The organism is Rhizobium sp. BK313 (genome assembly GCF_014193655.1).
In the GTDB taxonomy this organism is placed as follows: Bacteria; Pseudomonadota; Alphaproteobacteria; order Rhizobiales; family Rhizobiaceae; genus Rhizobium.
Genome location: NZ_JACHZQ010000001.1, coordinates 380,172 through 404,932, shown reverse-complemented (window position 1 = coordinate 404,932; position 24,761 = coordinate 380,172). Strand labels below are relative to the sequence as shown.

The following is a 24,761-nucleotide window of genomic DNA, read 5'->3' as shown; positions in this document are numbered from 1 at the left end:
AGCTGTTCTTTTCTGGTGTTTTCCACCGAAGTGAGGCATCTTATATGGATGTTTCGCTGTGCTTTTGCGACGGAGTAGTGAGAAATGAAGGAACTCGACAGGCTCGACCGGAAAATTCTCCGCGCCCTGCAGAAGGAGGGTCGGCTCACCAACATCGAACTCGCCGAGCAGGTCCATCTTTCGCCGACCGCAACGGCAGAGCGGGTCAAACGATTGACGCGTGACGGGTATATCACCGGCTACATGGCGATCCTCTCGCCGGAGAAGCTCGGCCGCTCCCTGCTCGTCTTCGTGCAGGTCAAACTTGACCGTACCACGCCGGATGTCTTCGACTCATTTTCCGACGCGGTGAAGCGCAGTGACGACGTGATCGAGTGTCATATGGTCGCCGGCGGTTTCGACTATCTCGTGAAGGCGCGCGTGGCTGGCATGGAGGCCTATCGGCAGTTTTTGTCCGAAGTCATTTTGCCGTTGCCGGGGGTGCGCGAGACGCACACTTACGCCGTAATGGAGGAAGTTAAGGGAACAACATTCCTGCCCGTATAGGACCACTTTATCGAAAAGTAATACAAATCAGAACTTTACCATATTAAGACATATGAAAATGGAATTATTTCTGATTGGTGTCGCAAATTTGTCTCTAGCATTCGCCCGGAAATCCGGTATTTGATAGCGATAACACGCTATGGGCGCTTACATAAAAATGTCCTATATCATCACTGCTGAGAGACAATTATTGCTTTCCGCCGAGTTGGCCACAGCCCGGACACAAACGGCTTTTGCACAGGCGTTGGAGCGTACCAGTTCCGCTTTCGGCTTCAGCCACGTGGCCCTCATCAGCGCTCCGGTTTCCGAAGATTCCATGCTGACGCCGTTGGTCATCGAAGGCTCGATGCCGCCGCAGTTTCTGCGTGATTTCGACCGTCATCAGTTGCTCCGCCGCTGCCCAATGCTGATACGCGTGCGGGACTCGGTGATGCCGCGTCCGTGGCATCTGCTGGAAAAAGGCGCCGCCTACGATATAGAGATGCCGCGCGAGCTGCGCACACTCCTGACCAGCCATAATTGTCCAATGGGCGTTGTCATTCCCATCAATTCCTCTGACGGACAGCGTCTCGTCTTCTGGTTCATGGGCAACCGCAGCAGCCTTGGCCAGAGCGAGCTCAACGAGCTCGCCATGATCATGTTGCAGGGGCTCGACACCTACAACTGCATCAAGCGCAACGACGGTTCCATACCGCATATGCTTTCCGCCCGGGAGCTGGAAGTGGTTCGCTGGACTGCGCAGGGCAAGACCTCGGTCGAAATCGGCCAGATCCTTTCCCTCTCCGATCACACGGTCAACGCCTATATGACCAATGCGATCAGGAAGCTCGATTGCGTTAATCGGACACAGTTGGTCGCCAAAGCCATCCGTTTGAAACTGATCAGTTAATCGTTTTAGCAAGTCCCTCCGTTCTCAGCGATAACGATCGCCTTGCCCTTTAACGACCACCGAGAACAGTGCGCATTTCCACCAGATTCGAGCGTACGCGCAGGATATAGAAGCCCATTGTCGCGAGATGGCTCGGCATGATCCAACCGTCTTCGCGCCCGTTCGAGATAATGAAGGGCTGGATCCGCAAGGCGGCCTGCAACTGCTTCATGGTGCCCGACCAGAGCGTGCCGAGATTGCGCTCAGCGATGACCTGCTGGAAATCGGCGCCGACAGCGCTCAGGATTCCGTAGTAGCCGTAGAGCTGACCGTAGGCGAACCAGAAACGATCATCGGCGCGCATATCGAACCAGCCGTAATTGTGGTTCTCAGATCGCTCCGCCAGAATGTCCGACGTGCTGCCGAGGTCGTTGGCGACACGATCGATGAATTGCAGAAGATTATCGGCGCGGCTGTCGAAGACGGCATTGCAGGTGCCTAGGTCCGTATTGAACTTGCGTAGGCTGTTGATGGCAGCGCGAAAATAGCTCGGCGTCGGCGTCTTCGGACCAAAGGGCCGCATGCCGAAATACCAGCTCGTTTCGTCGAATTGCAGATTGCCACGGGCACTCTGCAGGTCGCCGTTGATGCCGGAGGTGCCGCGCACGCGCCCAAGCGTATCAACCAATTCTACCGACGTGCGCCGTACAGCCTGGTTCACGCCGCGCTGAAAAGCCGCCTTGTTGTCGAGGAAAGGCGTGTCATCCCAGCTCATGCCGAAGAATCCGAGCTTGAAGAGCAGCATCGAAGAGATCCAGGCATTCTGGTTGACGTTGAAATCGGTAAGGTCGGCGGTAACATCGACGATTGCCGACGTCTGACAGGCTTTCGGCGCATTCGCGGCAGCCTGTTGTCCATCTGCTGCCGGCAACTCCTGTCCCGCCCCGACCTTGCGGTCTGAAAACTTGTAGACGTCGGGATAATTGGCGTCGAAGCCGCTCCAGACCTGCGTCTGCCAGATGAAATAGACGTAAAGCACCAGCATCAGCGCCACGAAAGCGGCGATCGGCAGCTTGATCAGCCAACTGCGTTGCCGGTACCAGCCGTGGGCAGCAAGGAAGGGCCACAGGATCCCAACGACAAGAAGCCCCAAGCCGCGCGCAATGGCACGACCTATCCGCTTGAAGAACGCAATGATCGAATCAAGCATCAACCTCTCCTTTGCTACGCCGCACGCCCTTCGGACGAGCAATAGGCGCAGCACTATATGCGGCCATACGGCTATTGTTGCTCCAGCAGATATGTGTTCCCGGAGGAGACAGCAACCGGCTGTTGTCATTTTTCAGCCAAGGACAATGATCAGGTCTCAGGCTCGGTCTCTGCCGGCGGCGCGATGTGCGTCGCCTGCGCGGTCAGCAGATGGGGCTCCAGCCGTCGCGTAAACACATCGTCGGCACGAGACTTGCGCGCTGCGAGATCATGTCCAGCAAGCACATTCGCCTCGAAGGCCGTAATCAGGGCGGCCACTGGCGCTGGTCTTTCGGTGGCGGGTAGCGGTGGCACGGCTTCCGACATCACGGCCTTCAGCAAAGCAATTCGCTGCTCGATATCGACAGTGAGCTTGCCCGTCATCGCATTGACGGCAGCGATTTGCGCGTTCAGGACATGCGCCAGTTCCTCGTAGATATCGATCAGCCGCTGTAGAGCCGCTCGCCCCGGCTGCAAAGCCCGCTCCTGCTCGTGGAGATCATCCTGCTCGGCGAGCAGCCTATGATATTCCGCCTCCAGTTCGGACCGTGAATCCGCATCGCGAGCAGAAGGGGCGCCATTGCGCCGGTCGGAAATTCTCGGAATTAACGCATCGGCTTGGCGCTGGACTTCCTCGATATCGAAATCAATGTGCCGACGCCGCTCGATGATCCGCACCAAATGCGCCTCACAATCGCGAAAGGACCGAACCAGCGCCGACCTGGTGGTCTTGAACTGCTCATCGAGCGAAGCCGAAGCCGCCAGTAGCGCCTCGAGATCGGCCGCTATCGACGCCGGCTTGGCGTGGCCCAGCCCGATCTTGCGCCCCTGCACTCCCGAAGTGTCGATCCCGGCCTTTTCATCGAACAGTCGCCGATGCTGCAAGTCTGCGGTTGCAGTGACCAGATCGAGCTCTTTCACCAGCGACAGGCTCCGGGTTTTCCAGCGGTCGAGCAACTCGATCGTCTCACGCACTAACGCCTCTTCTACCGGGAAATTGATGGTGTCGAGACGCCCGTCGCCCTTGGCGTGGCCGCCGAGCCCGGCATTAGCCGCGTCCATGCCTTTGATCGCATCGTTGAGCGTCACGCGCGTCTTGTCGATCTCGCCGTCGAAGGAGTGGGCCCTGACCATGAAAGCATCTCTCAATTGCGGTTGATAGCAAGACTAACCGCTTAAACGTGCAAAGAAAATGCCTGAACGCTCAAACCTGCCCTACTGCGCCACAGCCGGGCTCTTCAGATAGGCGATGAGGTTGTCGAGATCCTTGTCGCTCTTCAAACCCGGGAAAGTCATCTTCGTGCCTTTCACCAGGAATTGCGGACTGGGCAGGTATTTTCGCAGCAGCGCCTCGTCCCAGACCTTGCCACCGGCGCCGAACGCCTTCATCGCCGGCGAATAGTTGTAATCCGGTACGGTGGCAACGGGGCGACCGACCACCCCCATCAGCGACGGCCCGACGTGGTTCTCATGCTCGGTCGCCGTGTGGCAGACGGCGCATTTCTTGAAGACTGCCGCGCCTGCGGCTGCGTCTCCGTCGGCGAGGGCAGACGAGGCGAACAAAAGAACGGCGGCTACGGCCGCCAGACAGCGCAATTTCATAGCTCCTCCCGATCGGACATCTGGAAGCGATCCCCAATTGCCGCGACCATAGAGAAGTTCGCCGCCGCCTGCCGGATGACGCAATGCCGCGGGCGCCTCATTCCCCGGCCATTGCCTCTTCCCAGTGTCGGCGACAGAGCGAAACATATTTGTCGCTGCCGCCGATCTCGATCTGCGCGCCCTCGTGCACTACCCTGCCCTGTCCATCCAGGCGCACCAGCATCGTCGCCTTGCGGCCGCAATGGCAGATCGTGCGCACTTCACGCATCTCGTCGGCAATCGTCAGAAGTTCCTGCGAGCCCGGAAACAGCTTGCCCTGGAAATCGGTGCGCAGACCGTAAGCCATGACCGGCACGCCGAGGCGGTCGACGATGTGGGCAAGCTGCCAGACCTGCTCGCGCAACAGAAACTGCGCCTCGTCGACGAAGACGCAGGCAAGCGGTTCCTCGACATGCAGATTATCCACCATCGCAAAGAGATCGTCCGCTTCATCGAAGGGCGTGGCGGCCATCTCCAGGCCGATGCGCGAGGCGATCTTGCCACGACCGGCCCGATCATCGAGCGCGGCGATGAAGGCAACCGTGCGCATGCCGCGTTCCTGATAGTTGTAAGCGGCCTGCAGCAGCATGGTCGACTTGCCGGCATTCATCGTCGAATAATGGAAATAGAGCTTGGCCATGACATTCTCCTTGAGCGTTTCATGGGTGCTCCGTTGCAGGAAGGAAAGATGCCTTTGGCGAAAACCACAGGAATTGCGACTGGCCGCGCGCAGGACAAGATCGTCTGGCACACGCGACCGGAAAATGCAGAAGTCGCAATCACCCCCTGCAAACCGGCGCAAATACACTGAGGTCGCTTGAAAATGTCAGTTATTGGTGGTTGCTTGGGAACGTTACACTGGGAGTCACAAAATGATAAAAATGACTTTTACCGCATTTGCCTTCGCTTCAGCTCTCTCCGCGCTGACGCTGGGTGCAACCACCGCCTCTGCCGCTGAACCGGCAAGCTGTAGCACCGTGCATTTCGCTGATGTGGGTTGGACCGATATTACCTCGACCACCGCGACGGCCTCCATCCTTCTGAAGGCGCTCGGCTACGACACCGACGTCAAGGTACTCGCTGTTCCGGTGACCTATCAGTCGCTGAAGAACAAGGATATCGACGTCTTCCTCGGCAACTGGATGCCCTCCATGGCCGAGAACATCAAGCCGTTCGCCGAAGACAAGTCGGTCGAAACCGTTCGCGCCAACCTGGAAGGCGCCAAATATACGCTGGCAACCAATGAAAAGGGCGCCGAACTCGGCATCAAGGACTTCAAGGATATCGCAGCCCACAAGGACGATCTCGACGGCAAGATCTACGGCATCGAGCCGGGCAATGACGGCAACCGCCTGGTCATCGATATGGTCGACAAGAACAGCTTCGGCCTCAAGGGCTTCGAAGTGGTCGAATCGTCCGAACAGGGCATGCTTGCCCAGGTGTCGCGCGCCGACAAGGAAGGCAAGCCGATCATTTTCCTCGGCTGGGCCCCGCATCCGATGAACAGCACCTACAAGATGACTTACCTCACCGGCGGTGACGACGTTTTCGGACCGAACTTCGGCGGCGCGACGGTTTACACCAATGTCCGTGCCGGCTACCTGCAGGAATGCCCGAACGTCGGCACCTTCGTCAAAAACCTCGTCTTCTCGCTGCCGATGGAAAACGAGATCATGGGCAAGATCCTGAATGACGGCAAGGAGCCGGAAGCGGCTGCGACTGAATGGCTGAAGGCCAATCCGACGGCGATCACCCCTTGGCTCGCCGGCGTCACCACCAAGGATGGCGGTGACGGGCTCGCAGCGGTCAAGTCCAAACTCGGCCTGTAACGTCGGGGGATAAGGGGCGGCTCAACCGCCCCTTTCTCTTCCGTGGACGAGAGACCACTTCCCTTCTATTGCGCCACACAACGGGTAGCGACCCGTGTGGCGCAATAGGCCGTTATTCTCCGGCGGCCCTATCCGGAACCACTTGAGACGTCCGGAATCGCCGCCCCAATGGTGGGCAAAGACGTGAACTGGTTAACCGATTATCGCATCCCCATCGGTCCGTGGGCAAAAGCCGTCGTGGATTGGCTGACGACCAACGTCACCTGGTTTTTCGATGGGCTTTCCTTCCTCGTCGCACATGTGATCAAAGCGCTGCTCTTCCTGCTGCAGGCACCGCATCCGCTGGTCGTTGTCGTCGTTTTCGCGGCCATTGCCTACTGGCTGCGCCGGAGCATTCCGGTCGCGGTCCTGACCTTGATCGGCCTGCTGATCACCATCAATCAGGGCTATTGGAAGGAAACGACGGAGACGCTGGCGCTGGTGCTCGCCTCGACCTTCGTCAGCATGCTCGTCGGTGTCCCCCTCGGCATCGCTGCCGCCCGCCGCCCCTGGCTCTATGCCTTCATGCGCCCGATTCTCGATCTGATGCAAACCATCCCGACCTTTGTCTATCTGGTGCCGGCGATGATCCTTCTTGGCCTCGGCATGGTGCCGGGCCTGGTCGCTACCGTCGTCTTCGCCATCCCAGCGCCGATCCGCATGACTCGTCTTGGCATCATCTCGACGCCGCCGTCTCTCGTCGAAGCCGCCGAGTCCTTCGGCGCAACGCCGCGCCAGGTGCTACGCAAGGTCGAGCTCCCCTTCGCAACGCCGCAGATCATGGCTGGCCTGACGCAGACGATCATGCTCTCGCTCTCCATGGTGTCGATCGCGGCGCTGGTCGGCGCGCCTGGCCTCGGCGTGCCGGTGCTGCGCGCGCTGAACAGCGTCAACGTCGCCAAGAGCTTCGATTCCGGCGCCTGCATCGTCATCCTGGCGATCATTCTCGACCGCATGTTCCGTGCCCCCGGCGAAGGAGAACGCTCATGACCACCGCCGTCGGTTTCAACAATGTCAGCATCATCTTCGGCGACCGTCCGGAAGCAGCGCTCAAGCTCGCCGACGCGGGCAAGTCCCGCGACGAGATCAGCAAGGCGACCGGCCTGGTGCTCGGTGTCGCCAACGCCACGCTCGACATCGAGGAAGGCGAAATCCTCGTGCTGATGGGCCTGTCCGGCTCCGGCAAATCGACGCTGCTGCGCGCCGTCAATGGCTTGGCGCCGGTCGTGCGCGGTGATGTCGTCGTCAAAAGCAAGACGGGGCCGGTCAATCCCTATAGTTGCAACCCCAAGGCGCTGCGCGACCTGCGTATGCACACCGTGTCCATGGTGTTCCAGCAGTTCGCATTGCTGCCCTGGCGCACCGTCGCCGATAATGTCGGCTTCGGATTGGAGCTTGCCGGCGTACCGGAGGCCGAACGAAAGAAACGCGTCGACGAACAGTTGCAACTCGTCAACCTGACGCAATGGGCTAGCCGCCGGGTCAACGAACTCTCCGGAGGCATGCAGCAGCGTGTCGGCCTCGCCCGCGCCTTCGCCACCGGCGCGCCGATCCTGCTCATGGACGAGCCGTTCTCGGCACTCGATCCACTGATCCGCACCCGCCTGCAGGACGAGCTTCTGGAATTCCAACGCCGCCTGAAGCGTACGATCCTCTTCGTCAGCCACGATCTCGACGAGGCATTCCGCATCGGCAACCGCATCGCCATCATGGAGAGCGGGCGCATCATCCAGTGCGGCACGCCGCAGGAAATCGTCAAGAACCCTGCGGATCAATATGTTGCCGACTTCGTGCAGCACATGAACCCGATCAGCATGTTGACCGCCCGCGACGTCATGCAACAGGGCCTCGGCCACGCCGCGACAGGCGGCTCAGTCACCGCCACGGCAACATCTACAACGCCGCTCATCGATATTCTCGATGCGCTGACACGCCAGCCGGGCAACATCGGCGTCGTTGACAACGGTGTGATCATCGGGACGATTTCCGCCCAGGATGTCGTGGCTGGCCTCACCAGCCACCGGCGGAAGGAGTAGATCTCGAAGCCCCTCCGCCGCGAAGAGGGGCTTCGTGTAGATCACTCGATAAGTTCCCGAACGATCTCTTTGCCCAACTGAGGAAGAGCTCAGCACCCTGGCTTGCCAGAGTTAGGACATCATTGGCGTCGGGCGTGTCCTTTGCGAACGCAAGGAACTACATCGGTATGTGCTGTGAGAATTTGGGGACGAATGGGCAATGCAAGTCCCAGCCATCCCCTCCTTCGCTGCATATTGCGACTGAATGCGAGCCATCCTTAGAATTGTTGCGCGTCGACCAGATGCTTGCGGAAGAACGCGAGCACTTCGGCATCGAACTCCTTGTGGAACGCTGTGCGGTCGAAGCCGGGCCCATCGGCGCAGATTTCTGGCGCAATCTTCGACAGTTCGGTCGGACAAGGGGCCAGGAAGGCGAAATGCTGCGAATTGGGCACAGCATGAAAATCGGGTTTTGACGGCAACTGGTTGGCCGCGCCCACGACGCTCTCGGGCGTCACGCCGCCGCCACCCCGCTCGGAGCCCCATAGCTGCACCGGTACCCTTACATTCTTGAAACTCTCCACCGTGAAGAAGACGCTGAGCGGGTCGGCGACCACCGCAGCCTTGATGCGTGGGTCGTGGGCAAGTTCAGGAAGCTCTCCTTTGTGAACCTGATCGCAGGGTGCGCTGTCCTTGCCTTCGCATAGCCTCAAGCGCTTGCCGAAATACGGCTTGGCGCCTACGGCGACGAGCCCGGTGTAGCCTCCGCGTGAAAAGCCGAAGATGCCGATGCGCCCGGCATCGACCCTTGCGGCATCAGGCCATGAGCCGAGCACGAAGTCGATCACCCGCTTGATATCGGCCGGGCGCTCCATGAAGACCGAGAATTCGCCAGTACGGCTCTTGTCCATCGCATTGTCGCCGGGATGGTTGATGGCGACGACGATGAAGCCGGCATCCGCCAGGATCTCGGCTGTATCACGATGATCGAGGAAGGTGCCGCCCCTGCCATGCGAGATGACGACAAGCGGCAGCTTCTTGCCGGCAATCGGGCAATCCTTGGCGACGGACATGATGAAGGGGCCAAGTTTCACTTCGTTTGCCGGTTGAGCACACGGATACCAGACCGCCCCTTTCAGTGGCTGAAGCGCCCCGCTGCCCGGGACATCAATGAATTGGAAGCCGGCTGCGTGCGCCAGCGAGGTCGCAAGACAAAGCAGGGCGGTAAGGATGAAGCTCAGGCGGCTCATTGTCATTGCTCCGTTTAGCGAAAAGTACCCTTCGGTATGGTCGGTGCGATGAAGCATCGTGACCGCATCAGGACGCGTGCGAGCCGCGCCAGAATACAGATCAACCACTACCTTGCATAAACAGATAGCTTGTTATATGCATACTGTAAACCCGAGGCATTCATGACCGACTCGATCCAAGTTCAATTACGAAAAGGCGCCCTTGATCTATGCGTCCTGGCCGTGCTGTCGCGGGGCGAAAGCTATGGCTATGAAATCGCCAGCACTTTGGTCGCCGCCGTCGGCATGGGAGAAGGTACGATCTATCCTCTGATGCGCCGGATGCAGAATGACGGTCTCGTCGCCACCCGTATCGTCGAGTCAAGCAACGGGCCACCCCGTAAATATTACCGGCTTACGCCTTTGGGCCGGACGATTTTCGAAGCTCATCGCCGCGACTGGCGCTCCTTCGCGAGCGCAGTCGATAAACTCCTTGAGGATTTGCCATGACCAGGGACGCCTTCTTGCGCACGCTGAGACTGGGGCTCGCCGGCCTGCCGCCTCAGGAGATCGACGATATCGTTGACGACTATTCCGCCCATTTCGCCGAATCCGAAACTTCCGGCCGTAGCGAGACGGAAGTCGCGGCGGCGTTGGGCGACCCGGCCAGGATTGCCCGGGAGTTGCGGGCCGAGGCCGGGCTGCGCCGCTTCGAAGCCCATTGGAGCGTGTCGAACATGTTGGCCGCTGCGCTGGCCCTGACTGGCCTCGCCATCGTCGACATCCTTTTCCTGCTGCCGCTTCTCATTGTTACCATCTTCGTTGCGCTCGGCCTTGCCATCGCGCTGGTGGCTATCGGCGCAATGGGTCTGAAGATCATCCTCACCACACTGCTGTTTGAGGTTGGCGGCCCGGTCACGATGACTTTGAGCCGCGTCCTCATCGGCGCCGGGCTGGTGAGTTGCCTTATCGGCGGTGGCGCTTTGCTGCTGCTGGGGTTGGGCACGGGCATACGCATATTCGGGCACTATGCCCGGCTGCATTTCCGCCTCGCTCAACTGGACCAAGACCGCGTTTGAGCCCGGCATGACACAACCTTGAAGGAAACCGGACAATGACTGGAAAATTGGCATTCGTCGCGACGACGGGATTGATCGGTGCAGTGGTCTTTCTGGCGCTGGGTATCGGACTTTCCGGACGAGAATGGGCCAATGCAACGCATTTGTGGGGCGCGGTGCCGTCCACCTGCGGATCGACCGCCTCCACCAAACAGCAGGTTACCCTGCCCTTCACCGCCAGCGACAGTCTGGCGATCGATCTGCCGGCTTCGGTCCGCTACCAGCCGGGGGACAAAGCGGAGGCTATCGTGAGCGGCGACCCAGCGCTTATCGACCATGTGCGGATGGAAGGCGGCAGATTGAGTTTGGATTGTGATCCGGGCTGGTTTGAGTCCCGGCTCGACGTCAGCCTGTCGGGGCCGGCAATATCAAACTGGAAGCTGCTTGGCAGCGGCGATCTTACCTTGTCGCAAATCAATCAGCCCCAGTTGCGGTTGAACATCCGGGGAAGCGGCAGCGTCGCGGCCACCGGAACCGCCGATACGGTCGGCCTGAACATCTCCGGCTCGGGCGCCGCACGGCTCAAGGACCTGGCCGCCAAATCCGTTCAGATAGACATTCGCGGCAGCGGCGACGCGCAAATGACCGCACAGGCGGATGCGGACGTCTCGATTTCCGGAAGCGGTAACGTCGAGCTGTTCGGCCGCCCGATCTTGCGGCGCTCGGAAATCAGAGGCAGCGGCCGCATCGTGCAAGTGCCATAGCCCCGGCAGCTCGCAATCGCCGGAATGCGCGCATGTCGATTGTGCTGCCGTTCAAGCCGGCATCGCTCGGCATAGTTGCGACAAGTCCTCATCAGAAATTTGGGAGGTTCTTCATGAAATGGCTGTTGAGGTTGCTAGCGATCACGCTCCCGATTTTTATCGCCGAATCCGCAGGCGCTGTCGGTTTTCAATACCTTTCCATTCCCGACGATACGGGCAGACCGATCGAATTGGGCATCTGGTATCCCAGCAACTCGATCACCGCGCCCACAACTTTGGGGGATGTCGCGCAAACCGTTGCCGTCAACGGTGAAATCGCAGGTGATCACCTACCCATGGTCATCTTTTCCCATGGCAGCGCGGGCCGCTTTACCGATCGGTCAGAATCGGCGCTTGTCCTTGCGAAAGCAGGGTTCGTCGCTGTCTCTCTGACATATCCAGGAGACAACTACAAAGACAGCGGCGACAAGGTCGTGCAAATTCTGCTGAACCGCCCCCGTCAAACAAGCCGGGTTCTGGACTACATGATGCAAACATGGCCAGGACGCGATCATCTGGAGAAATCTGAAATCGGCTTTTATGGCTTTTCAGCGGGCGGCTTCACCGGTCTGGTCGCAATCGGCGGAACTCCCGACTGGAAGCTTTTCCCGGTTCATTGCGCCGCCGACCCGCTGGAAGGTGTGTGCCAACAGGGCAGCGCGGCGGTCTTGTCGCGACCGCAGGTAGCAGCACGGCCGGTGTCCGAATGGCAGCATGACGCTCGCATCAAGGCGGCGGTGCTGGTATCGCCGGGGTGGGCGTTCTCATTCGATCCAAGCTCGCTCAGTAAGATCAAAATCCCCGTCGAGCTTTGGGGCGGCAGTGAGGATCACGTCGTTCCCTTCGAAAGCAATGTCGGATACCTGCAACGCTACCTCCCTCATGTAATCGCTGTGCATGATGTCAAGGATGCCAGGCACTACTCGTTTCTAAAGCCCTGCAGTGAAGCTGCTCGGGCCCTCAATCTGGAGATCTGCTCGGATCAACCTGGGTTTGATCGAGTCGCTTTCCAAGAGAGTTTAAATCGAGATCTGGTGCGGTTTTTCCGCTCCGAGTTGGCTACCGACAAGTGATGCACTGTTTCACAAAAATGCTGACATTCGCGATAAGATTGTCAGTACGGAAAAACCAGGAGCGTTTCGGGCGCAAAACTCAGTCGCAAAAGTCGGAGTTCTGCGACCCGACCTTGCGGCGGCAAGTATTCCACATGTTGGTTGGGACCGGGAAAGAAGCGGTCTTGTTGTCCCACTATCCTCGGAACACGTCGCTTTGCATGCCCCCGCCGTTGCCGATACGATACCGCAGCCCGATTCAACACACCTATCACGTTCGCCGAGTGTCAAATGACGGAGGTCACCATGAACGACAAGCCGTCCGTGCTGCGGGAAACCGATGACGAGGCGCGCAGGCAGGCGCGCATCCTGCTCCGCTCCGCCCGCTATGCGGCCCTTGCCGTCATCGATCCCGAGACCGGCTTTCCCTCCGTCAGCCGCGTGTTGACCGGTACGGATATCGACGGTGTGCCGGTCATTCTTGTCTCCGGCCTTTCAGCTCATACCAAGGCGCTGTCGAAAGACCCGCGCGCCTCGGCTCTCTTTGGCGAGCCCGGCAAGGGCGATCCGCTCGCCCATCCGCGCCTCAGCGTTCAATGCAGCGCCGAGCGCATCGATCGCGGAAACCGTCTACACGGACGCATTCGTTCACGTTTTCTCGCCCGCCATCCCAAAGCGAAGCTCTATGCCGACTTTCCGGATTTCTGCTTTTTCCGCCTCGTACCGCTCGCCGCCAGCCTGAATGGCGGTTTCGGAAAGGCTTATATTCTATCGGGTGACGATCTGATGATTCTTTCGGCGGCTAACGACATGCTCGCCGAACAGGCAGATGCGATAGTGCGAGAATTACTAGCCCACCATCCGGATATCATCACAACCATTGTGGGTAGGCTGAAGGGATCGGGCGGCAAAAATTGGCGGATTTGTGGCCTAGATATGGCAGGAATCGACCTAATTTGGGGAGATGAGGCCCTGAGATGGGAATTCAACCCACCTTTAGGGGAGTTGCCAGACGCTCATACATACATATCTAAAATAGCATACTCGATACCTTAAATTTAGGTATATACAATCTTTGGCCTATATTGGTATTGTTACTTATCGGATTAACTCCCCGGTTAGAAATATCGCAATTTCTGATGTACGCTCCGCATTAGGAAGATTAAAAGATGAAGACAAGAAATTTGGCCGAACACTCCAACGTGGCGGCAGCATTATTATCTGCAATGGCGAACCCGAAGCGCCTTATGATTCTTTGCAGCCTGGTCAAGGGTGAAGTTCCGGTTGGTGTATTGGCCAACCAGGTGGGGCTCAGCCAATCTGCACTTTCCCAGCATCTTTCGAAGCTGCGTGCCCAGAAGCTGGTGAAGACCCGCCGTGACGCTCAAACGATTTATTACTCTAGCACTTCGGACTCGGTTATTCGGGTTCTGGATACGCTGGAAGACATTTATTGCGAACCGGAAAAAAGTAGATCGGCTGCTTAATAGCCAAAATTGGCTCTAAGTATGCGGAGGCAAGATCTGTAGGGGAACGATAGTTCCAACCTTAAGATCCGGCCACTTTCATCACCACGTATATAACTGATTTGGCTGGCAAATTTTCTAATTTGCCAGCCTTTTCGCGTGTGGCTCACCCTTTTGGGTGAGTGCCATGCGGCAGTATTGCGCGGCAGGCAGCAGCACGCCGGTCGAGACAGGACCAAAACAAAACCACCGCATGCCATACCCTTTATCTTGGCCCCCACCTTTGTCTTGACGCCAAGGGACCTGCTGATAATTTGACCGGGTAGTAAATAATTACGCGGTTCCACGCCGCGATCGGGAAATGGCCCCCGAATGGCCATGGAGAACAGCATGTCCGACCGTTTGAATGCCACCCCCAATGATCTGCGCGCCTTTTGGATGCCGTTTACCGCCAATCGCCAGTTCAAGAAGGAACCACGCCTCTTCGTCGGCGCCAAGGATATGTACTACACCACCCATGACGGGCGGCAGGTACTGGACGGAACGGCAGGACTGTGGTGCGTGAATGCAGGCCACTGCCGGCCGAAGATCACCGAGGCCATTCGCCAGCAGGCGGGCGAACTCGACTATGCACCGGCCTTCCAGCTCGGCCATCCTAAGGCCTTCGAGCTGGCAAACCGCCTGGTGGATATCGCGCCCGAGGGTATGAACCACGTTCTCTACACCAATTCAGGCTCTGAATCGGTCGAAACCGCGCTCAAGGTGGCGCTTGCTTATCATCGCGTGAAGGGCAACGGCTCGCGTTTCCGTCTCATTGGCCGCGAGCGTGGCTATCACGGGGTCAACTTCGGCGGCATTTCCGTCGGCGGCATCGTCTCCAACCGCAAGATGTTCGGCACGCTGCTCACCGGCGTCGATCATATGCCGCACACCCATGTTCCCGGCAAGAACGCCTTCACCCGCGGCGAACCCGAGCACGGTGGCGATATCGCTACTGAACTTGAGCGTATCGTTACGCTGCATGACGCCTCTACCATCGCTGCTGTCATCGTCGAGCCGGTCGCCGGCTCCACAGGCGTCCTGATACCCCCTAAGGGTTATTTGCAGAAGCTGCGCGAGATCTGTACCAAGCACGGCATCCTGTTGATCTTCGACGAAGTCATTACCGGCTTCGGTCGTCTGGGAGCCCCCTTCGCCGCTCAGTATTACGACGTCGTTCCGGACATGATCACAACGGCCAAGGGTCTGACCAACGGCGTCATCCCGATGGGCGCCGTCTTCGTCACATCGGAAATCCATGACACCTTCATGCAGGGACCCGAGCACATGATCGAGTTCTTCCATGGCTATACCTATTCCGGCAATCCCATCGCCTCGGCAGCCGCTCTCGCCACGCTCGACACCTATAAGGAAGAAGGCCTGCTGACCCGCGCCACCGAGCTTTCGGACTACTGGGCCGATGGGCTGCACTCCCTGAAGGACTGCCCGAACGTCATCGACATCAGGAACACCGGCCTGATCGGCGCCATCGAGCTCGACCCCATCGCCGGCGAGCCCACCAAGCGCGCCTTTACTGCCTTCCTCAAGGCCTATGAAAATGGCCTGCTGATCCGCACCACCGGCGATATCATAGCGCTCTCCCCGCCGCTGATCATCGAAAAGCACCATATCGACGAACTCTTCGGCAAGCTCAGGGATATCTTGCAGAATAATATCTGAGGCTTAGTCTCGTAAGAATCAGCCCCTCATACCCCCATTGTTGCAAATGCAGAATGGTCGGGCATGAGGGGCGAACTTTATGCCAGGAATGACCATGTCGGAAAAACTTGAACGCTATATCGACCAGGGTGTCGGCCGGGAGCCGGCGGATATTGTGCTCAAGGGCGGGCGGTTCTTCGACCTGGTGACGGGCGAACTCGTCGCCTCGGATGTCGCCATTTGCGGCGACCGCATCGTCGGCACCTGCGGCGACTATCAGGGCCGCGAGGAGATCGATGTCTCCGGGCGGATTATTGTTCCGGGCTTCATCGACACCCATCTGCATATCGAGTCCTCGCTGGTGACGCCGCATGAGTTCGACCGTTGCGTCCTGCCCTACGGTGTGACCACGGCGATTTGCGATCCCCATGAGATCGCCAATGTGCTCGGCACGGAAGGCATCCAGTATTTTTTGGATTCCTCGCTGGAGACCATCATGGACATCCGCGTCCAGCTCTCCTCCTGCGTGCCGGCGACGCATCTGGAAACATCGGGCGCCGATCTGCCCATCGAGCGGCTCCTGCCCTTTCGCGACCACCCAAAAGTCATCGGCCTGGCGGAATTCATGAATTTCCCGGGCGTCGTGCACAAAGACCCGATCTGCATCGCCAAGCTCGACGCCTTTCAAGGCGGCCATATCGACGGCCATGCGCCGCTGCTGCGCAGCAACGATCTCAACGGCTATCTCGCCGCCGGCATCCGTACCGAGCATGAATCGACCACCGCAGAGGAAGCTCTCGAAAAGATCCGCAAGGGCATGCATATCCTGGTACGCGAAGGTTCGGTCTCCAAGGACCTGCACGCGCTGATGCCGATCCTGACGGAGCGCCTGTCGCCCTATCTGGCGCTTTGCACCGACGATCGCAATCCGCTCGACATCGCCGAGCAGGGCCATCTCGATTATATGATCCGCACGGCGATTGCCCATGGCGTCGAGCCGCTGGCGATCTATCGCGCCGCCTCGATCTCGGCTGCCCGCGCCTTCGGCCTGCGTGACCGCGGTCTGGTGGCACCCGGCTGGCGCGCCGATCTGGTCGTCATCGACAGTCTGGAGAACTGCAAGGCGGAAACCGTTTTCTCCGCGGGCCGGCGCGTCACCGCGGAACTCTTTGCCACCCGCAAGCCGGTCGCCCCGGTCGGCCTCGACAGCGTCAGAGCACGCCCGATCAATGCCGCTGATTTTGGCGTGCCGGTGACAGAGGGCGAAAGCTCGGTCATCGGTGTCACCCCCGGCAAGATCATCACCGAACACCGTCGCTACCGCCTACCAGTCAAAGGTAATCAGACCGACATCGACCTTAGCAACGACGTGATCAAGGTTGCGGTCATCGAGCGCCACGGCAAAAACGGCAACCATGCCAATGGTTTCGTCCAGGGCTTCGGCCTGAAGAAGGGCGCGATCGCCTCGACGGTCGGCCACGACAGCCACAATATCTGCGTCGTCGGCGTCAATGAGGACGATATGGCCCGCGCCGCCAATCGCCTCAGCGAAATCAACGGCGGTTTCGTCGTCGTCGAAAATGGCGTCGTCACCGGCGAAATCGCCCTGCCTGTCGCCGGACTGATGAGCCTCGAGCCCTATGAAAGCGTGCGCGATACTCTACATCATCTGCGCCAGGCGGCTTACGCCCTCGGCGCAACTTTGGAAGAGCCCTTCCTACAGCTCGCCTTTCTGCCGCTGCCGGTCATCCCGCATCTGAAAATTTCAGATCGGGGTCTTGTCGATGTCGATAAGTTTATGCTGATCGGCTGATCATCCCACCTGTCCGCAAAACACGTCCAACGCCGCAAGCGTCACCACGTCGCTGGCGTTGGCGGACGCAAAGCCCGGCATCGGCACGGTCTTCGTCACCTTAACCCCCTTTGGCAGAGCAACCTTCACGGGCTTGCGGGACAGGTTGAAGACAAAGAGCAGCGTTTCGCTGCCCTTCTTGCGCGTGAAGGCAAGAACATCCTCCTTGGTATCGAGGAAGGTCATGTCGCCGTCGAGCAGCGATGCATGCTGCTTTCGGAAGGCCAGCGTCTCGCGATAGTGGTGAAGAACGGACTGTGCATCCGCTTCCTGCTTGTCGACGGCGAGAGCTGCGTGCTGATAAGGCACCGGCAGCCACGATTTCTCCGCCGTGGTGAAGCCGGCATGCACGCGGCTCGCCTCCCAAGGCATCGGCGTACGGCATCCGTCGCGGCCCTTGAAGGCCGGCCAGAAGCGGATACCGTAGGGATCGCGAAGATCCTCGAAGGCGAGTTGCGCCTCGGGCAGGCCCAATTCCTCGCCCTGATAGAGACAGATCGAGCCGCGCAAGGTGGAAAGCAAGGAAATCGCCAGCTTGGCAACACGTGGCTGCTCGGCCTCCGTTTCGGCAAAGCGGCTGACATGACGGTTGACGTCGTGATTGGAGAAAGCCCAGCAAACCCAGCCGTCGGTGACGTTCTCCTGGAAATCGCTAACGCAGCGGCGGAAATGTTCCGGTGTGAAATCCGGCCCCAGGAGATCGAAGGTATAGCACATGTGCAGCTTGTCGCCGCCGCTGGTATAGGCGGCCACCGTCTGCAGCGAGCGGGCGCCATCGCCGACTTCGCCAACGGTCGTACGTCCCTCGTATTGATCGAGCAGCGCGCGGAACCGCTTCAGGAAGCCGATATTCTCCGGCTGCGTCTTATCGTAGAGATGGTTCTGCATGCCGTAGGGATTGCTTTCCGGTGCATCGAGCCCGCCAATGGCAACCAAGGCTGGCGGGTTGTCCCTCAGCTTCTTGTCGCAGAAATAATAGTTCACTGTATCCAGCCGGAAACCGTCGACGCCGCGATCGAGCCAGAACTTGACCGCGGTAAGTACCGCATCCTGGACTTCGCTATTGTGGAAATTTAGGTCGGGCTGCGAGGTCAGAAAATTGTGCTGGTAATATTGCCGGCGCACGCCGTCCCATTCCCAGCCCGGTCCGCCGAAGATCGACAGCCAATTGTTCGGCGCCGTGCCGTCCGGCTTCGGATCGGCCCAGACATACCAGTCCGCCTTGTGATTGTCCCGGCTCGCTCGGCTCTCGATGAACCATGGGTGGCGGTCCGACGTGTGCGAGATAACCTGGTCGATGATGACCTTGAGGCCGAGCGCGTGCGCTGATGTCATCATCTCATCGAAATCGGCGAGCGTGCCGAAGATCGGATCGACGTCGCAATAGTCGGCGACGTCATAACCCATATCGGCCATGGGAGAGGTGAAGAACGGAGCCAACCAAATGGCATCGACCCCCAGCGAGGCGATATGCGGCAGGCGACGGGTGATGCCTTTGATATCGCCGAGCCCGTTTGCGTCGGTATCCTGAAACGACCGCGGATAGACCTGATAGATCACCGCACCACGCCACCAATCGGCTCCCGCCGCTTTGTCCGTTGATTTCATGAAACAATCCGCCTTGATTTCGTGTCGCCTTTCAGATCGCACACTAAGCCTTGGGCGGCAAGCCGCAAACCAATCGAAGTATGAAGCCTGGGATTGAGTGAGCAAAAAATTGTGAAGTGGTTTCGGAAAACTGCCAATGTAGATATTCACAGCCACGAACCGCGGCTCGCTTTGGGACTTGAAAGCGACGTTGCATCAGATAACTTGCGACATTGACCTGCACGTACAGGTCACCTGCGGGATCAAAAATAGCCTTGAAAAACAAGGCCCATAACTCCAGAAAGGTGGGGATTGGCATGACTCATTTCACCAAAAAATTCATCGCGTCGGCGTTCGTCGGCACCTTGTTGAGCTTCTCCGCGCACGCGGCGACCCTCAATATCCACAATGGTGGCGACCCCACGTCGCTCGATCCGCAAAAGATTTCCGGCGACTGGGAGAACCGTATCGACGGCGACATGTTCGAAGGCCTGGTGACGGAAGACCCAAAGGACAACCCGATCCCCGGCCAGGCGGCAAGCTGGACCATCTCCGCAGACCAGAAGGTCTACACCTTCAAGCTGCGTGACGGCATCAAATGGTCCGACGGCACGCCGGTGACCGCCAGTGACTTCGTCTTCGCTTTCCAGCGCCTGATGGACCCGAAGACTGCCGCCCAATACGCTTACCTGCAATATACGATCCTGAACGCCGAAAAGATCAACAAGGGCGAAATCAAGGATCTCAGCCAGCTCGGCGTCAAGGCGATCGACGACAAGACGCTGGAAATCACGCTCGAAAACCCGACCCCCTATTTCCTCAACGCTCTGATGCATTACACGGCCTATCCATTGCCGAAGCATGTCGTCGAAGCCAAGGGCGATGACTGGGTCAAGATCGGCAACATCGTCACCAACGGTCCCTATAAGCCGACCGAATGGGTACCGGGCTCGCATGTAACCAACGTCAAGAACGATCAGTATTATGACGCCAAGGACATCAAGATCGACAAGGTCAACTTCTATACGCTCGAAGACCAGGCTGCGGCGCTGAAGCGTTACCGCGCCGGCGAATTCGATATCCTGACCTCTTTCCCCGCCGACCAGTATGATTGGATCCAGAAGAACCTTCCTGGCCAGGCGCATGTGGTTCCGTTCCTCGGCACCTATTACTACGTCCTGAACGCCACCAAGCCGCCTTTCAACGACAAGCGCGTCCGCCAGGCTCTCTCCATGGCCGTCAACCGCGAAGTCATCGGCCCGAAGATCCTCGGCACCGGCGAACTGCCGATGTATTCCTGGGTGCCGCCGGGCACCGCCAACTATGGCGAGCCTGCCTATGTAAGCTGGAAGGACGAACCCTATAGCCAGAAGGTCGAAGAGGCAAAGAAGCTGCTCAAGGAAGCAGGCTTCGGCCCCGACCATCCGCTGAAGGCCCAGCTCCGCTACAACACCAACGACAACCACAAGCGCATCGCGGTTGCGATCGCCGCCATGTGGAAGCCGCTAGGCGTCGACATCGAGCTCTACAACACCGAGACCAAGGTGCATTACGATGAGATGCAACGCGGCCAGGTGGAAATCGGCCGTGCCGGCTGGCTCGCCGACTACAACGATCCCATCAACTTCCTGAACCTGTTGTCGACCGGCGTCGAAATGAACTATGGCCGCTGGAGCAACCCGCAATATGACGCGCTGATCAAGCAAGGTAACGAGCAAACCGACCTGAAGAAGCGGGCCGAGATCTACAAGCAGGCCGAACAGCTTGCGCTCGACGACAGTGCCGCCATTCCGATCTACTATTACGTTTCCCAGAATATCGTTGCTCCGAAGGTCCAGGGCTTCGTGGACAATATTCAGGACATTCACCGTACCCGTTGGCTGTCCATCAAAGAATAATAGGAAAAGGCCCCGCCCGCTCTTGCCGGGCGGGGCCTCAACGCACCCATGTTTCGCTACGCTCTCCGTCGCCTGCTGTCGACAATCCCCGTCTTGTGGATTGCCGTAACAGTGTGTTTTTTCATCCTGCGCCTTGCTCCCGGCGGCCCCTTCGATGGCGAAAGGCCATTGCCACCGGAAGTCAAAGCCAACCTCGCGGCCCACTACAATCTGGATAAGCCGCTCGTCGAACAGTATGTGATCTATGTCGGCGATGTGCTGAAGGGCGACCTTGGTCCTTCCTTCGCCAACCAGGATTTCACCGTCACGCAGCAGATCCTGACCGGTCTTCCCTATACGCTGACAATCGGCGGCGCCGCCTTCGTGCTGGCTACAGTTGTCGGTGTCTTCATCGGCTGTCTTGGGGCGCTCTATCAGAACCGAAGCGCCGATTATTGGCTGGGCGGTGGCTTGCTCATCGGCCTGGTCATGCCAAGCTTTCTGATCGCGCCCATTCTACAACTGGTCTTCGGAAACGAACTCGGCTGGCTGCCGGTCGGCGGCTGGGGTGACGGCTCGATCAAGTTCCTCATCCTGCCTGTCATCGTTCTGACGCTGCCGCACGCAGCACGCATCTCGCGCCTGATGCGCGGCTCTATGATCGAGGTGATGAGCCAAAACTTCATCCGCACTGCCAAGGCCAAAGGCATCGGCCCGCGCCTGACCGTCATGCGCCACGCGCTGAAGCCGGCGATGATGCCCGTCGTCTCCTATCTCGGACCGGCGGCAAGCTACCTGCTCACCGGTTCGCTGGTGGTGGAAAGCATCTTCGGCCTTCCCGGCGTCGGACGCTACTTCGTCGGTGCTGCGCTCAACCGCGACTACGGCATGGTGCTCGGCACAGTCATCTTCTACATGGTGCTGATCGTGTTCCTGAACCTGCTCGTCGACATCACCTATGCCTGGCTCGACCCGAAAGTGAGAATGCGATGATCCTCAACCCCGCAAAACGAGAATTGCTGGAAGCGGAATTGCTGTCCGCCGAGGGGCTCGCGCCGAAGGGACGTTCCCTGACCGGCGATGCGATGCGTCGCCTCCTGCGCAACAAGGCTGCCGCCCTGTCCCTCATCGTGCTGGCACTGCTGGTCCTCATCGCCATCTTCGGCCCGAGCTTCCTGCCCTTCAACTACGAGGATCCGGATTGGACCTCCTTTCGTGGCCCGCCAGATTTCGCCGCCGGCCACTATTTCGGCACCGACGGCAACGGCCGTGATCTGCTGGCGCGTACGCTCTACGGCACACGTGTTTCGCTGACCGTCGCGCTTGTCGCCACGCTCGTCTCGGTTATCATCGGTGTGCTCTACGGCGCTGTCTCGGGTTATTTTGGTGGCCGTGTGGACGCCATCATGATGCGTTTCGTCGACATCATGTACGCGCTCCCCTACGTCCTCTTCGTCATCCTGCTGATGGTGATCTTCGGCCGCAACGTCTATCTGCTGTTTGCAGCAATCGGTGCGCTTGAATGGCTGACCATGGCGCGTATCGTGCGTGGCCAGACACTCTCCATCAAGCAGCGGGAATTCATCGAAGCGGCGCGGGCTTCTGGCCAGCGATCGATCAAGATCATCCTCAAGCACATCGTTCCAAACCTCGTCGGGCCAGTCGTTATCTATGCGACGCTCACCATTCCCGAGATCATCGCCACGGAAAGCTTCCTTTCCTATCTCGGCTTCGGCGTGCAGGAACCGCTGACTTCGCTTGGTACACTGATCGCCGATGGCGCGGCCGGCATGGAGACCACGCCCTGGCTCTTGTTCTTCCCCGCCGGCTTCCTTGTCGCCCTGCTGATGAGCCTGCTCTTCATCGGCGACGGCTTGCGCGACGCTTTCGATCCGAAGGATCGCTGACATGACAGATACGCTTCTCGAACTCAAAGACTACTCCATCACCTTCCGCACACCGGAAGGCGAGGTCGCTGCCGTTTCGAAGATGAACCTGAAGATCGGCCGTGGCGAGCGCATCGCCATCGTCGGCGAATCCGGTTCCGGCAAGAGCCAGACCTTTCTTGGCCTGATGGGCCTGCTCGCCAAGAACGGCCGCACCAGCGGTCAGGCGCTGCTGGACGGCAAGGACCTCCTGACGCTGAAGCCGCGCGAACTGGACCAGGTCCGCGGCAAGGACATGGCCATGGTCTTCCAGGACCCCATGACCGCACTCAATCCGTCGATGCGCATATCCAGGCAGTTGACGGAACAGCTCGAAGTCCACGGCGGGCTTTCGGCGCGCGCGGCTTCGGCTGCGGCGCTGGACATGCTGAAACGCGTCGGCATTCCCGATCCGACACGGCGCTTCAGCCTCTATCCGCACGAGCTTTCCGGCGGCATGCGCCAGCGCATCGTCATCGCCATGGCGCTGCTCACCAAGCCGAAGCTCTTGATCGCCGACGAGCCGACGACGGCGCTCGATGTCACCATCCAGGCGCAGATCCTCGATCTCTTCAACGAGCTGACAGCGGAAATGAATACGGCGCTGGTGATGATCACCCATGATCTCGGCGTCGTTGCCGGCCTCGCCGATCGCGTCGCCGTTATGTATGCCGGCCGTATCGTCGAGGAAGCGCCAGTGGAAGAGCTTTTCGAAAATCCGGCTCATCCGTACACCGCGGCGCTGCACGCCTCCATCCCGCGGCCGGATCAGGATGTCGACGATCTCGCCGTCATCCCCGGCCGACCGCCGAACCTGATGCACCTGCCGCGCGGCTGCGCCTTCTCGCCGCGCTGCGCCCATGTTCAGGACGACTGTCTGGACGCGCCGCCGCCGCTCGACCAGCTTGTGCCGCAACGCTGCGCCGCCTGCTTCCACCCCATCTCGGCCCAGCAGGAACGGAGCTTCATCCATGGCTGAACAGACGCTTTTGAAGGTCGAGCATCTGACCACGCAATTCGAGCTGCCATCGAAATCTTTCTTCAAACCGCCGATGATCCTGACGGCGGTCAACGATGTCAGTTTCGAGCTGAAGACCGGGCGCACGCTCGGCATCGTCGGCGAATCCGGCTGCGGCAAGTCCACCCTCGGCCGATCCATCCTGCGGCTGATCAAGGCGCAGAAGGGCCGCATCATGTGGCAGGGCGGCAACCTGCTGGATCTTTCCGAAGAGGAGATGCGTGCCGCCCGCCGCGACATGCAGATCATCTTCCAGGATCCGATCGCCTCGCTCGACCCGCGCATGACGGTCGGCGACATCATCGCCGAACCACTGACCGTGTTCGAGCCGAAGCTGACAAAAGCGCAACGGCAGGAGCGCGTCCGCGAGATCATGGCCGCGGTCGGCCTCGTGCCGGAAATGATCAACCGCTACCCGCACGAATTTTCGGGCGGCCAGGCACAGCGCATCGGTATCGCCCGTGCTGTGGTGACGCGGCCGAAGCTCATAGTCTGCGACGAGCCGGTTTCCGCCCTCGACGTCTCGATCCAGGGCCAGGTGATCACGCTGTTGCGCAAGCTGCGCAAGGAGTTCGGCCTGACGCTGATCTTCATCAGCCATGACCTCTCCGTCGTGCGCCTGATCTCGGACGATGTGCTGGTACTTTACCTCGGCAAGGTGGTGGAAGCGGGCGACGCCGCCACGGTCTTCGACCATCCGGCCCATCCCTATACGCAGGCCTTGTTCTCAGCCGCGCCCATCCCCGACCCGAAATTGGCGCGTGGCCGCGAACGCATCCGCTTGCAGGGGGATCCGCCCTCGCCGCTCAACCCGCCGCCCGGCTGCGTCTTCTCGCCGCGCTGCTGGAAGGCGACGGATATCTGCAGGACCAAGATGCCGCCGACCGAGCAGGTTCGCCCCGGCCAGGCTGCGGCGTGCTATCATATGGACAGGCCGTAAGGCTCAAGAGGTGGACGGCGCACCCCGCGGTCCACCTTGCTCAAGCAGCCGCATCCGCGTATGCAGCAGC

At 59.5% G+C, this 24,761-nt stretch carries 24 protein-coding genes; 18 read left to right on the top strand and 6 right to left on the bottom strand.

The features are described 5' to 3' along the window. Positions 1–84 precede the first annotated feature (84 nt). Positions 85–546 carry an Lrp/AsnC ligand binding domain-containing protein gene (locus FHT86_RS01915; protein ID WP_133705183.1) on the top strand — a complete coding sequence of 154 codons (462 nt, stop codon included), beginning with the start codon at positions 85–87 and terminating at the stop codon, positions 544–546. Positions 547–703: 157 nt separating this feature from the next. Then, on the top strand, positions 704–1,435 hold the full coding sequence (locus tag FHT86_RS01910) for a LuxR family transcriptional regulator (RefSeq protein ID WP_133705182.1): 732 nt from the start codon (positions 704–706) through the stop codon (positions 1,433–1,435). Between the two features lie 49 nt (positions 1,436–1,484). Here FHT86_RS01910 and FHT86_RS01905 read toward each other — a convergent pair whose 3' ends face one another. The 4 genes from FHT86_RS01905 to FHT86_RS01890 form a co-directional block, all read right to left on the bottom strand. Further along, entirely contained in the window at positions 1,485–2,624 is a 1,140-nt protein-coding gene (locus FHT86_RS01905) for a DUF2333 family protein (RefSeq protein ID WP_133705181.1), read from the bottom strand. A 149-nt stretch (positions 2,625–2,773) separates the two neighbouring features. Beyond that, positions 2,774–3,796: a hypothetical protein gene (locus FHT86_RS01900; protein WP_133705180.1), complete on the bottom strand. Its 1,023-nt coding sequence runs from the start codon at positions 3,794–3,796 to the stop codon at positions 2,774–2,776. Between the two features lie 81 nt (positions 3,797–3,877). Beyond that, positions 3,878–4,264 (bottom strand): cytochrome c family protein, encoded by a 387-nt coding sequence (locus tag FHT86_RS01895; RefSeq protein WP_133705179.1) that lies wholly within the window; start codon positions 4,262–4,264, stop codon positions 3,878–3,880. Between the two features lie 97 nt (positions 4,265–4,361). Beyond that, positions 4,362–4,943, bottom strand: a complete 582-nt coding sequence (locus FHT86_RS01890; RefSeq protein WP_133705178.1) for a thymidine kinase — start codon at positions 4,941–4,943, stop codon at positions 4,362–4,364. Positions 4,944–5,175: 232 nt separating this feature from the next. On the opposite strand from FHT86_RS01890, the gene FHT86_RS01885 reads away from it, so the two are divergent. From FHT86_RS01885 to choV, 3 genes are all read left to right on the top strand, one after another. Beyond that, positions 5,176–6,132, top strand: coding sequence for a choline ABC transporter substrate-binding protein (locus FHT86_RS01885; RefSeq protein ID WP_133705177.1), 957 nt, complete (start codon positions 5,176–5,178; stop codon positions 6,130–6,132). 171 nt (positions 6,133–6,303) lie between these two features. After that, on the top strand, positions 6,304–7,161 hold the full coding sequence (gene choW / locus FHT86_RS01880) for a choline ABC transporter permease subunit (protein ID WP_133707041.1): 858 nt from the start codon (positions 6,304–6,306) through the stop codon (positions 7,159–7,161). Continuing rightward, entirely contained in the window at positions 7,158–8,207 is a 1,050-nt protein-coding gene (gene choV, locus FHT86_RS01875) for a choline ABC transporter ATP-binding protein (protein ID WP_133705176.1), read from the top strand. The genes choW and choV overlap by 4 nt, the downstream gene beginning before the upstream one ends. Before the next feature lie 257 nt (positions 8,208–8,464). Here choV and FHT86_RS01870 read toward each other — a convergent pair whose 3' ends face one another. Next, entirely contained in the window at positions 8,465–9,436 is a 972-nt protein-coding gene (locus FHT86_RS01870; RefSeq protein WP_133705175.1) for a dienelactone hydrolase, read from the bottom strand. 162 nt (positions 9,437–9,598) lie between these two features. Between FHT86_RS01870 and FHT86_RS01865 the strand changes: the two genes are divergently transcribed. From FHT86_RS01865 to ade, 8 genes are all read left to right on the top strand, one after another. Continuing rightward, entirely contained in the window at positions 9,599–9,925 is a 327-nt protein-coding gene (locus FHT86_RS01865; protein WP_133705174.1) for a PadR family transcriptional regulator, read from the top strand. After that, complete coding sequence (locus tag FHT86_RS01860) at positions 9,922–10,494, top strand: DUF1700 domain-containing protein (RefSeq protein ID WP_133705173.1); 573 nt, start codon at positions 9,922–9,924, stop codon at positions 10,492–10,494. Before FHT86_RS01865 ends, FHT86_RS01860 begins: the two co-directional genes overlap by 4 nt. Before the next feature lie 35 nt (positions 10,495–10,529). Continuing rightward, positions 10,530–11,237, top strand: a complete 708-nt coding sequence (locus FHT86_RS01855; protein WP_133705172.1) for a GIN domain-containing protein — start codon at positions 10,530–10,532, stop codon at positions 11,235–11,237. A 32-nt stretch (positions 11,238–11,269) separates the two neighbouring features. Beyond that, positions 11,270–12,349: an alpha/beta hydrolase family protein gene (locus FHT86_RS01850; RefSeq protein WP_133705171.1), complete on the top strand. Its 1,080-nt coding sequence runs from the start codon at positions 11,270–11,272 to the stop codon at positions 12,347–12,349. A 285-nt stretch (positions 12,350–12,634) separates the two neighbouring features. Further along, positions 12,635–13,384, top strand: a complete 750-nt coding sequence (locus tag FHT86_RS01845; protein WP_133705170.1) for a HugZ family protein — start codon at positions 12,635–12,637, stop codon at positions 13,382–13,384. A 113-nt stretch (positions 13,385–13,497) separates the two neighbouring features. Next, a complete protein-coding gene (locus FHT86_RS01840) occupies positions 13,498–13,815 on the top strand; it encodes a helix-turn-helix transcriptional regulator (RefSeq protein ID WP_133705169.1) in 318 nt (105 codons plus the stop codon). 369 nt (positions 13,816–14,184) lie between these two features. Beyond that, complete coding sequence (locus tag FHT86_RS01835; protein WP_183868515.1) at positions 14,185–15,513, top strand: aspartate aminotransferase family protein; 1,329 nt, start codon at positions 14,185–14,187, stop codon at positions 15,511–15,513. Between the two features lie 94 nt (positions 15,514–15,607). Next, positions 15,608–17,305, top strand: a complete 1,698-nt coding sequence (gene ade / locus FHT86_RS01830; protein ID WP_133705167.1) for an adenine deaminase — start codon at positions 15,608–15,610, stop codon at positions 17,303–17,305. Here the strand turns inward: ade and FHT86_RS01825 are convergent, their stop codons facing one another. Beyond that, entirely contained in the window at positions 17,306–18,952 is a 1,647-nt protein-coding gene (locus tag FHT86_RS01825) for an alpha-glucosidase family protein (protein ID WP_133705166.1), read from the bottom strand. It abuts the gene before it with no gap. Between the two features lie 296 nt (positions 18,953–19,248). Here FHT86_RS01825 and FHT86_RS01820 point away from each other — a divergent pair, with 296 nt between their 5' ends. From FHT86_RS01820 to FHT86_RS01800, 5 genes are read left to right on the top strand one after another with little or no spacing between them, the layout of a single operon-like run. Continuing rightward, the gene (locus FHT86_RS01820; RefSeq protein WP_133705165.1) at positions 19,249–20,829 is read left to right on the top strand and encodes a peptide ABC transporter substrate-binding protein; all 1,581 of its coding nucleotides are present in this window, start codon (positions 19,249–19,251) and stop codon (positions 20,827–20,829) included. A 48-nt stretch (positions 20,830–20,877) separates the two neighbouring features. Further along, positions 20,878–21,801, top strand: coding sequence for an ABC transporter permease subunit (locus tag FHT86_RS01815; RefSeq protein WP_133705164.1), 924 nt, complete (start codon positions 20,878–20,880; stop codon positions 21,799–21,801). Then, positions 21,798–22,715, top strand: a complete 918-nt coding sequence (locus FHT86_RS01810; RefSeq protein WP_133705163.1) for an ABC transporter permease subunit — start codon at positions 21,798–21,800, stop codon at positions 22,713–22,715. Before FHT86_RS01815 ends, FHT86_RS01810 begins: the two co-directional genes overlap by 4 nt. Before the next feature lies 1 nt (position 22,716). Next, the gene (locus FHT86_RS01805; protein ID WP_133705162.1) at positions 22,717–23,712 is read left to right on the top strand and encodes an ABC transporter ATP-binding protein; all 996 of its coding nucleotides are present in this window, start codon (positions 22,717–22,719) and stop codon (positions 23,710–23,712) included. Beyond that, positions 23,705–24,691, top strand: coding sequence for an ABC transporter ATP-binding protein (locus FHT86_RS01800; protein ID WP_133705161.1), 987 nt, complete (start codon positions 23,705–23,707; stop codon positions 24,689–24,691). Before FHT86_RS01805 ends, FHT86_RS01800 begins: the two co-directional genes overlap by 8 nt. The last annotated feature ends 70 nt before the right edge of the window (positions 24,692–24,761 follow it).

Excerpts from the sequence above, each read along its gene's own strand:
- FHT86_RS01915 (WP_133705183.1), top strand. The coding sequence starts at position 85 with ATGAAGGAACTCGACAGGCTCGACCGGAAAATTCTCCGCGCCCTGCAG.
- FHT86_RS01910 (WP_133705182.1), top strand. The coding sequence starts at position 704 with ATGTCCTATATCATCACTGCTGAGAGACAATTATTGCTTTCCGCCGAG.
- FHT86_RS01905 (WP_133705181.1), bottom strand. The coding sequence starts at position 2,624 with ATGCTTGATTCGATCATTGCGTTCTTCAAGCGGATAGGTCGTGCCATT.
- FHT86_RS01900 (WP_133705180.1), bottom strand. The coding sequence starts at position 3,796 with ATGGTCAGGGCCCACTCCTTCGACGGCGAGATCGACAAGACGCGCGTG.
- FHT86_RS01895 (WP_133705179.1), bottom strand. The coding sequence starts at position 4,264 with ATGAAATTGCGCTGTCTGGCGGCCGTAGCCGCCGTTCTTTTGTTCGCC.
- FHT86_RS01890 (WP_133705178.1), bottom strand. The coding sequence starts at position 4,943 with ATGGCCAAGCTCTATTTCCATTATTCGACGATGAATGCCGGCAAGTCG.
- FHT86_RS01885 (WP_133705177.1), top strand. The coding sequence starts at position 5,176 with ATGATAAAAATGACTTTTACCGCATTTGCCTTCGCTTCAGCTCTCTCC.
- choV (WP_133705176.1), top strand. The coding sequence starts at position 7,158 with ATGACCACCGCCGTCGGTTTCAACAATGTCAGCATCATCTTCGGCGAC.
- FHT86_RS01870 (WP_133705175.1), bottom strand. The coding sequence starts at position 9,436 with ATGAGCCGCCTGAGCTTCATCCTTACCGCCCTGCTTTGTCTTGCGACC.
- FHT86_RS01865 (WP_133705174.1), top strand. The coding sequence starts at position 9,599 with ATGACCGACTCGATCCAAGTTCAATTACGAAAAGGCGCCCTTGATCTA.
- FHT86_RS01860 (WP_133705173.1), top strand. The coding sequence starts at position 9,922 with ATGACCAGGGACGCCTTCTTGCGCACGCTGAGACTGGGGCTCGCCGGC.
- FHT86_RS01855 (WP_133705172.1), top strand. The coding sequence starts at position 10,530 with ATGACTGGAAAATTGGCATTCGTCGCGACGACGGGATTGATCGGTGCA.
- FHT86_RS01850 (WP_133705171.1), top strand. The coding sequence starts at position 11,270 with ATGTCGATTGTGCTGCCGTTCAAGCCGGCATCGCTCGGCATAGTTGCG.
- FHT86_RS01845 (WP_133705170.1), top strand. The coding sequence starts at position 12,635 with ATGAACGACAAGCCGTCCGTGCTGCGGGAAACCGATGACGAGGCGCGC.
- FHT86_RS01840 (WP_133705169.1), top strand. The coding sequence starts at position 13,498 with ATGAAGACAAGAAATTTGGCCGAACACTCCAACGTGGCGGCAGCATTA.
- FHT86_RS01835 (WP_183868515.1), top strand. The coding sequence starts at position 14,185 with ATGTCCGACCGTTTGAATGCCACCCCCAATGATCTGCGCGCCTTTTGG.
- ade (WP_133705167.1), top strand. The coding sequence starts at position 15,608 with ATGTCGGAAAAACTTGAACGCTATATCGACCAGGGTGTCGGCCGGGAG.
- FHT86_RS01825 (WP_133705166.1), bottom strand. The coding sequence starts at position 18,952 with ATGAAATCAACGGACAAAGCGGCGGGAGCCGATTGGTGGCGTGGTGCG.
- FHT86_RS01820 (WP_133705165.1), top strand. The coding sequence starts at position 19,249 with ATGACTCATTTCACCAAAAAATTCATCGCGTCGGCGTTCGTCGGCACC.
- FHT86_RS01815 (WP_133705164.1), top strand. The coding sequence starts at position 20,878 with ATGTTTCGCTACGCTCTCCGTCGCCTGCTGTCGACAATCCCCGTCTTG.
- FHT86_RS01810 (WP_133705163.1), top strand. The coding sequence starts at position 21,798 with ATGATCCTCAACCCCGCAAAACGAGAATTGCTGGAAGCGGAATTGCTG.
- FHT86_RS01805 (WP_133705162.1), top strand. The coding sequence starts at position 22,717 with ATGACAGATACGCTTCTCGAACTCAAAGACTACTCCATCACCTTCCGC.
- FHT86_RS01800 (WP_133705161.1), top strand. The coding sequence starts at position 23,705 with ATGGCTGAACAGACGCTTTTGAAGGTCGAGCATCTGACCACGCAATTC.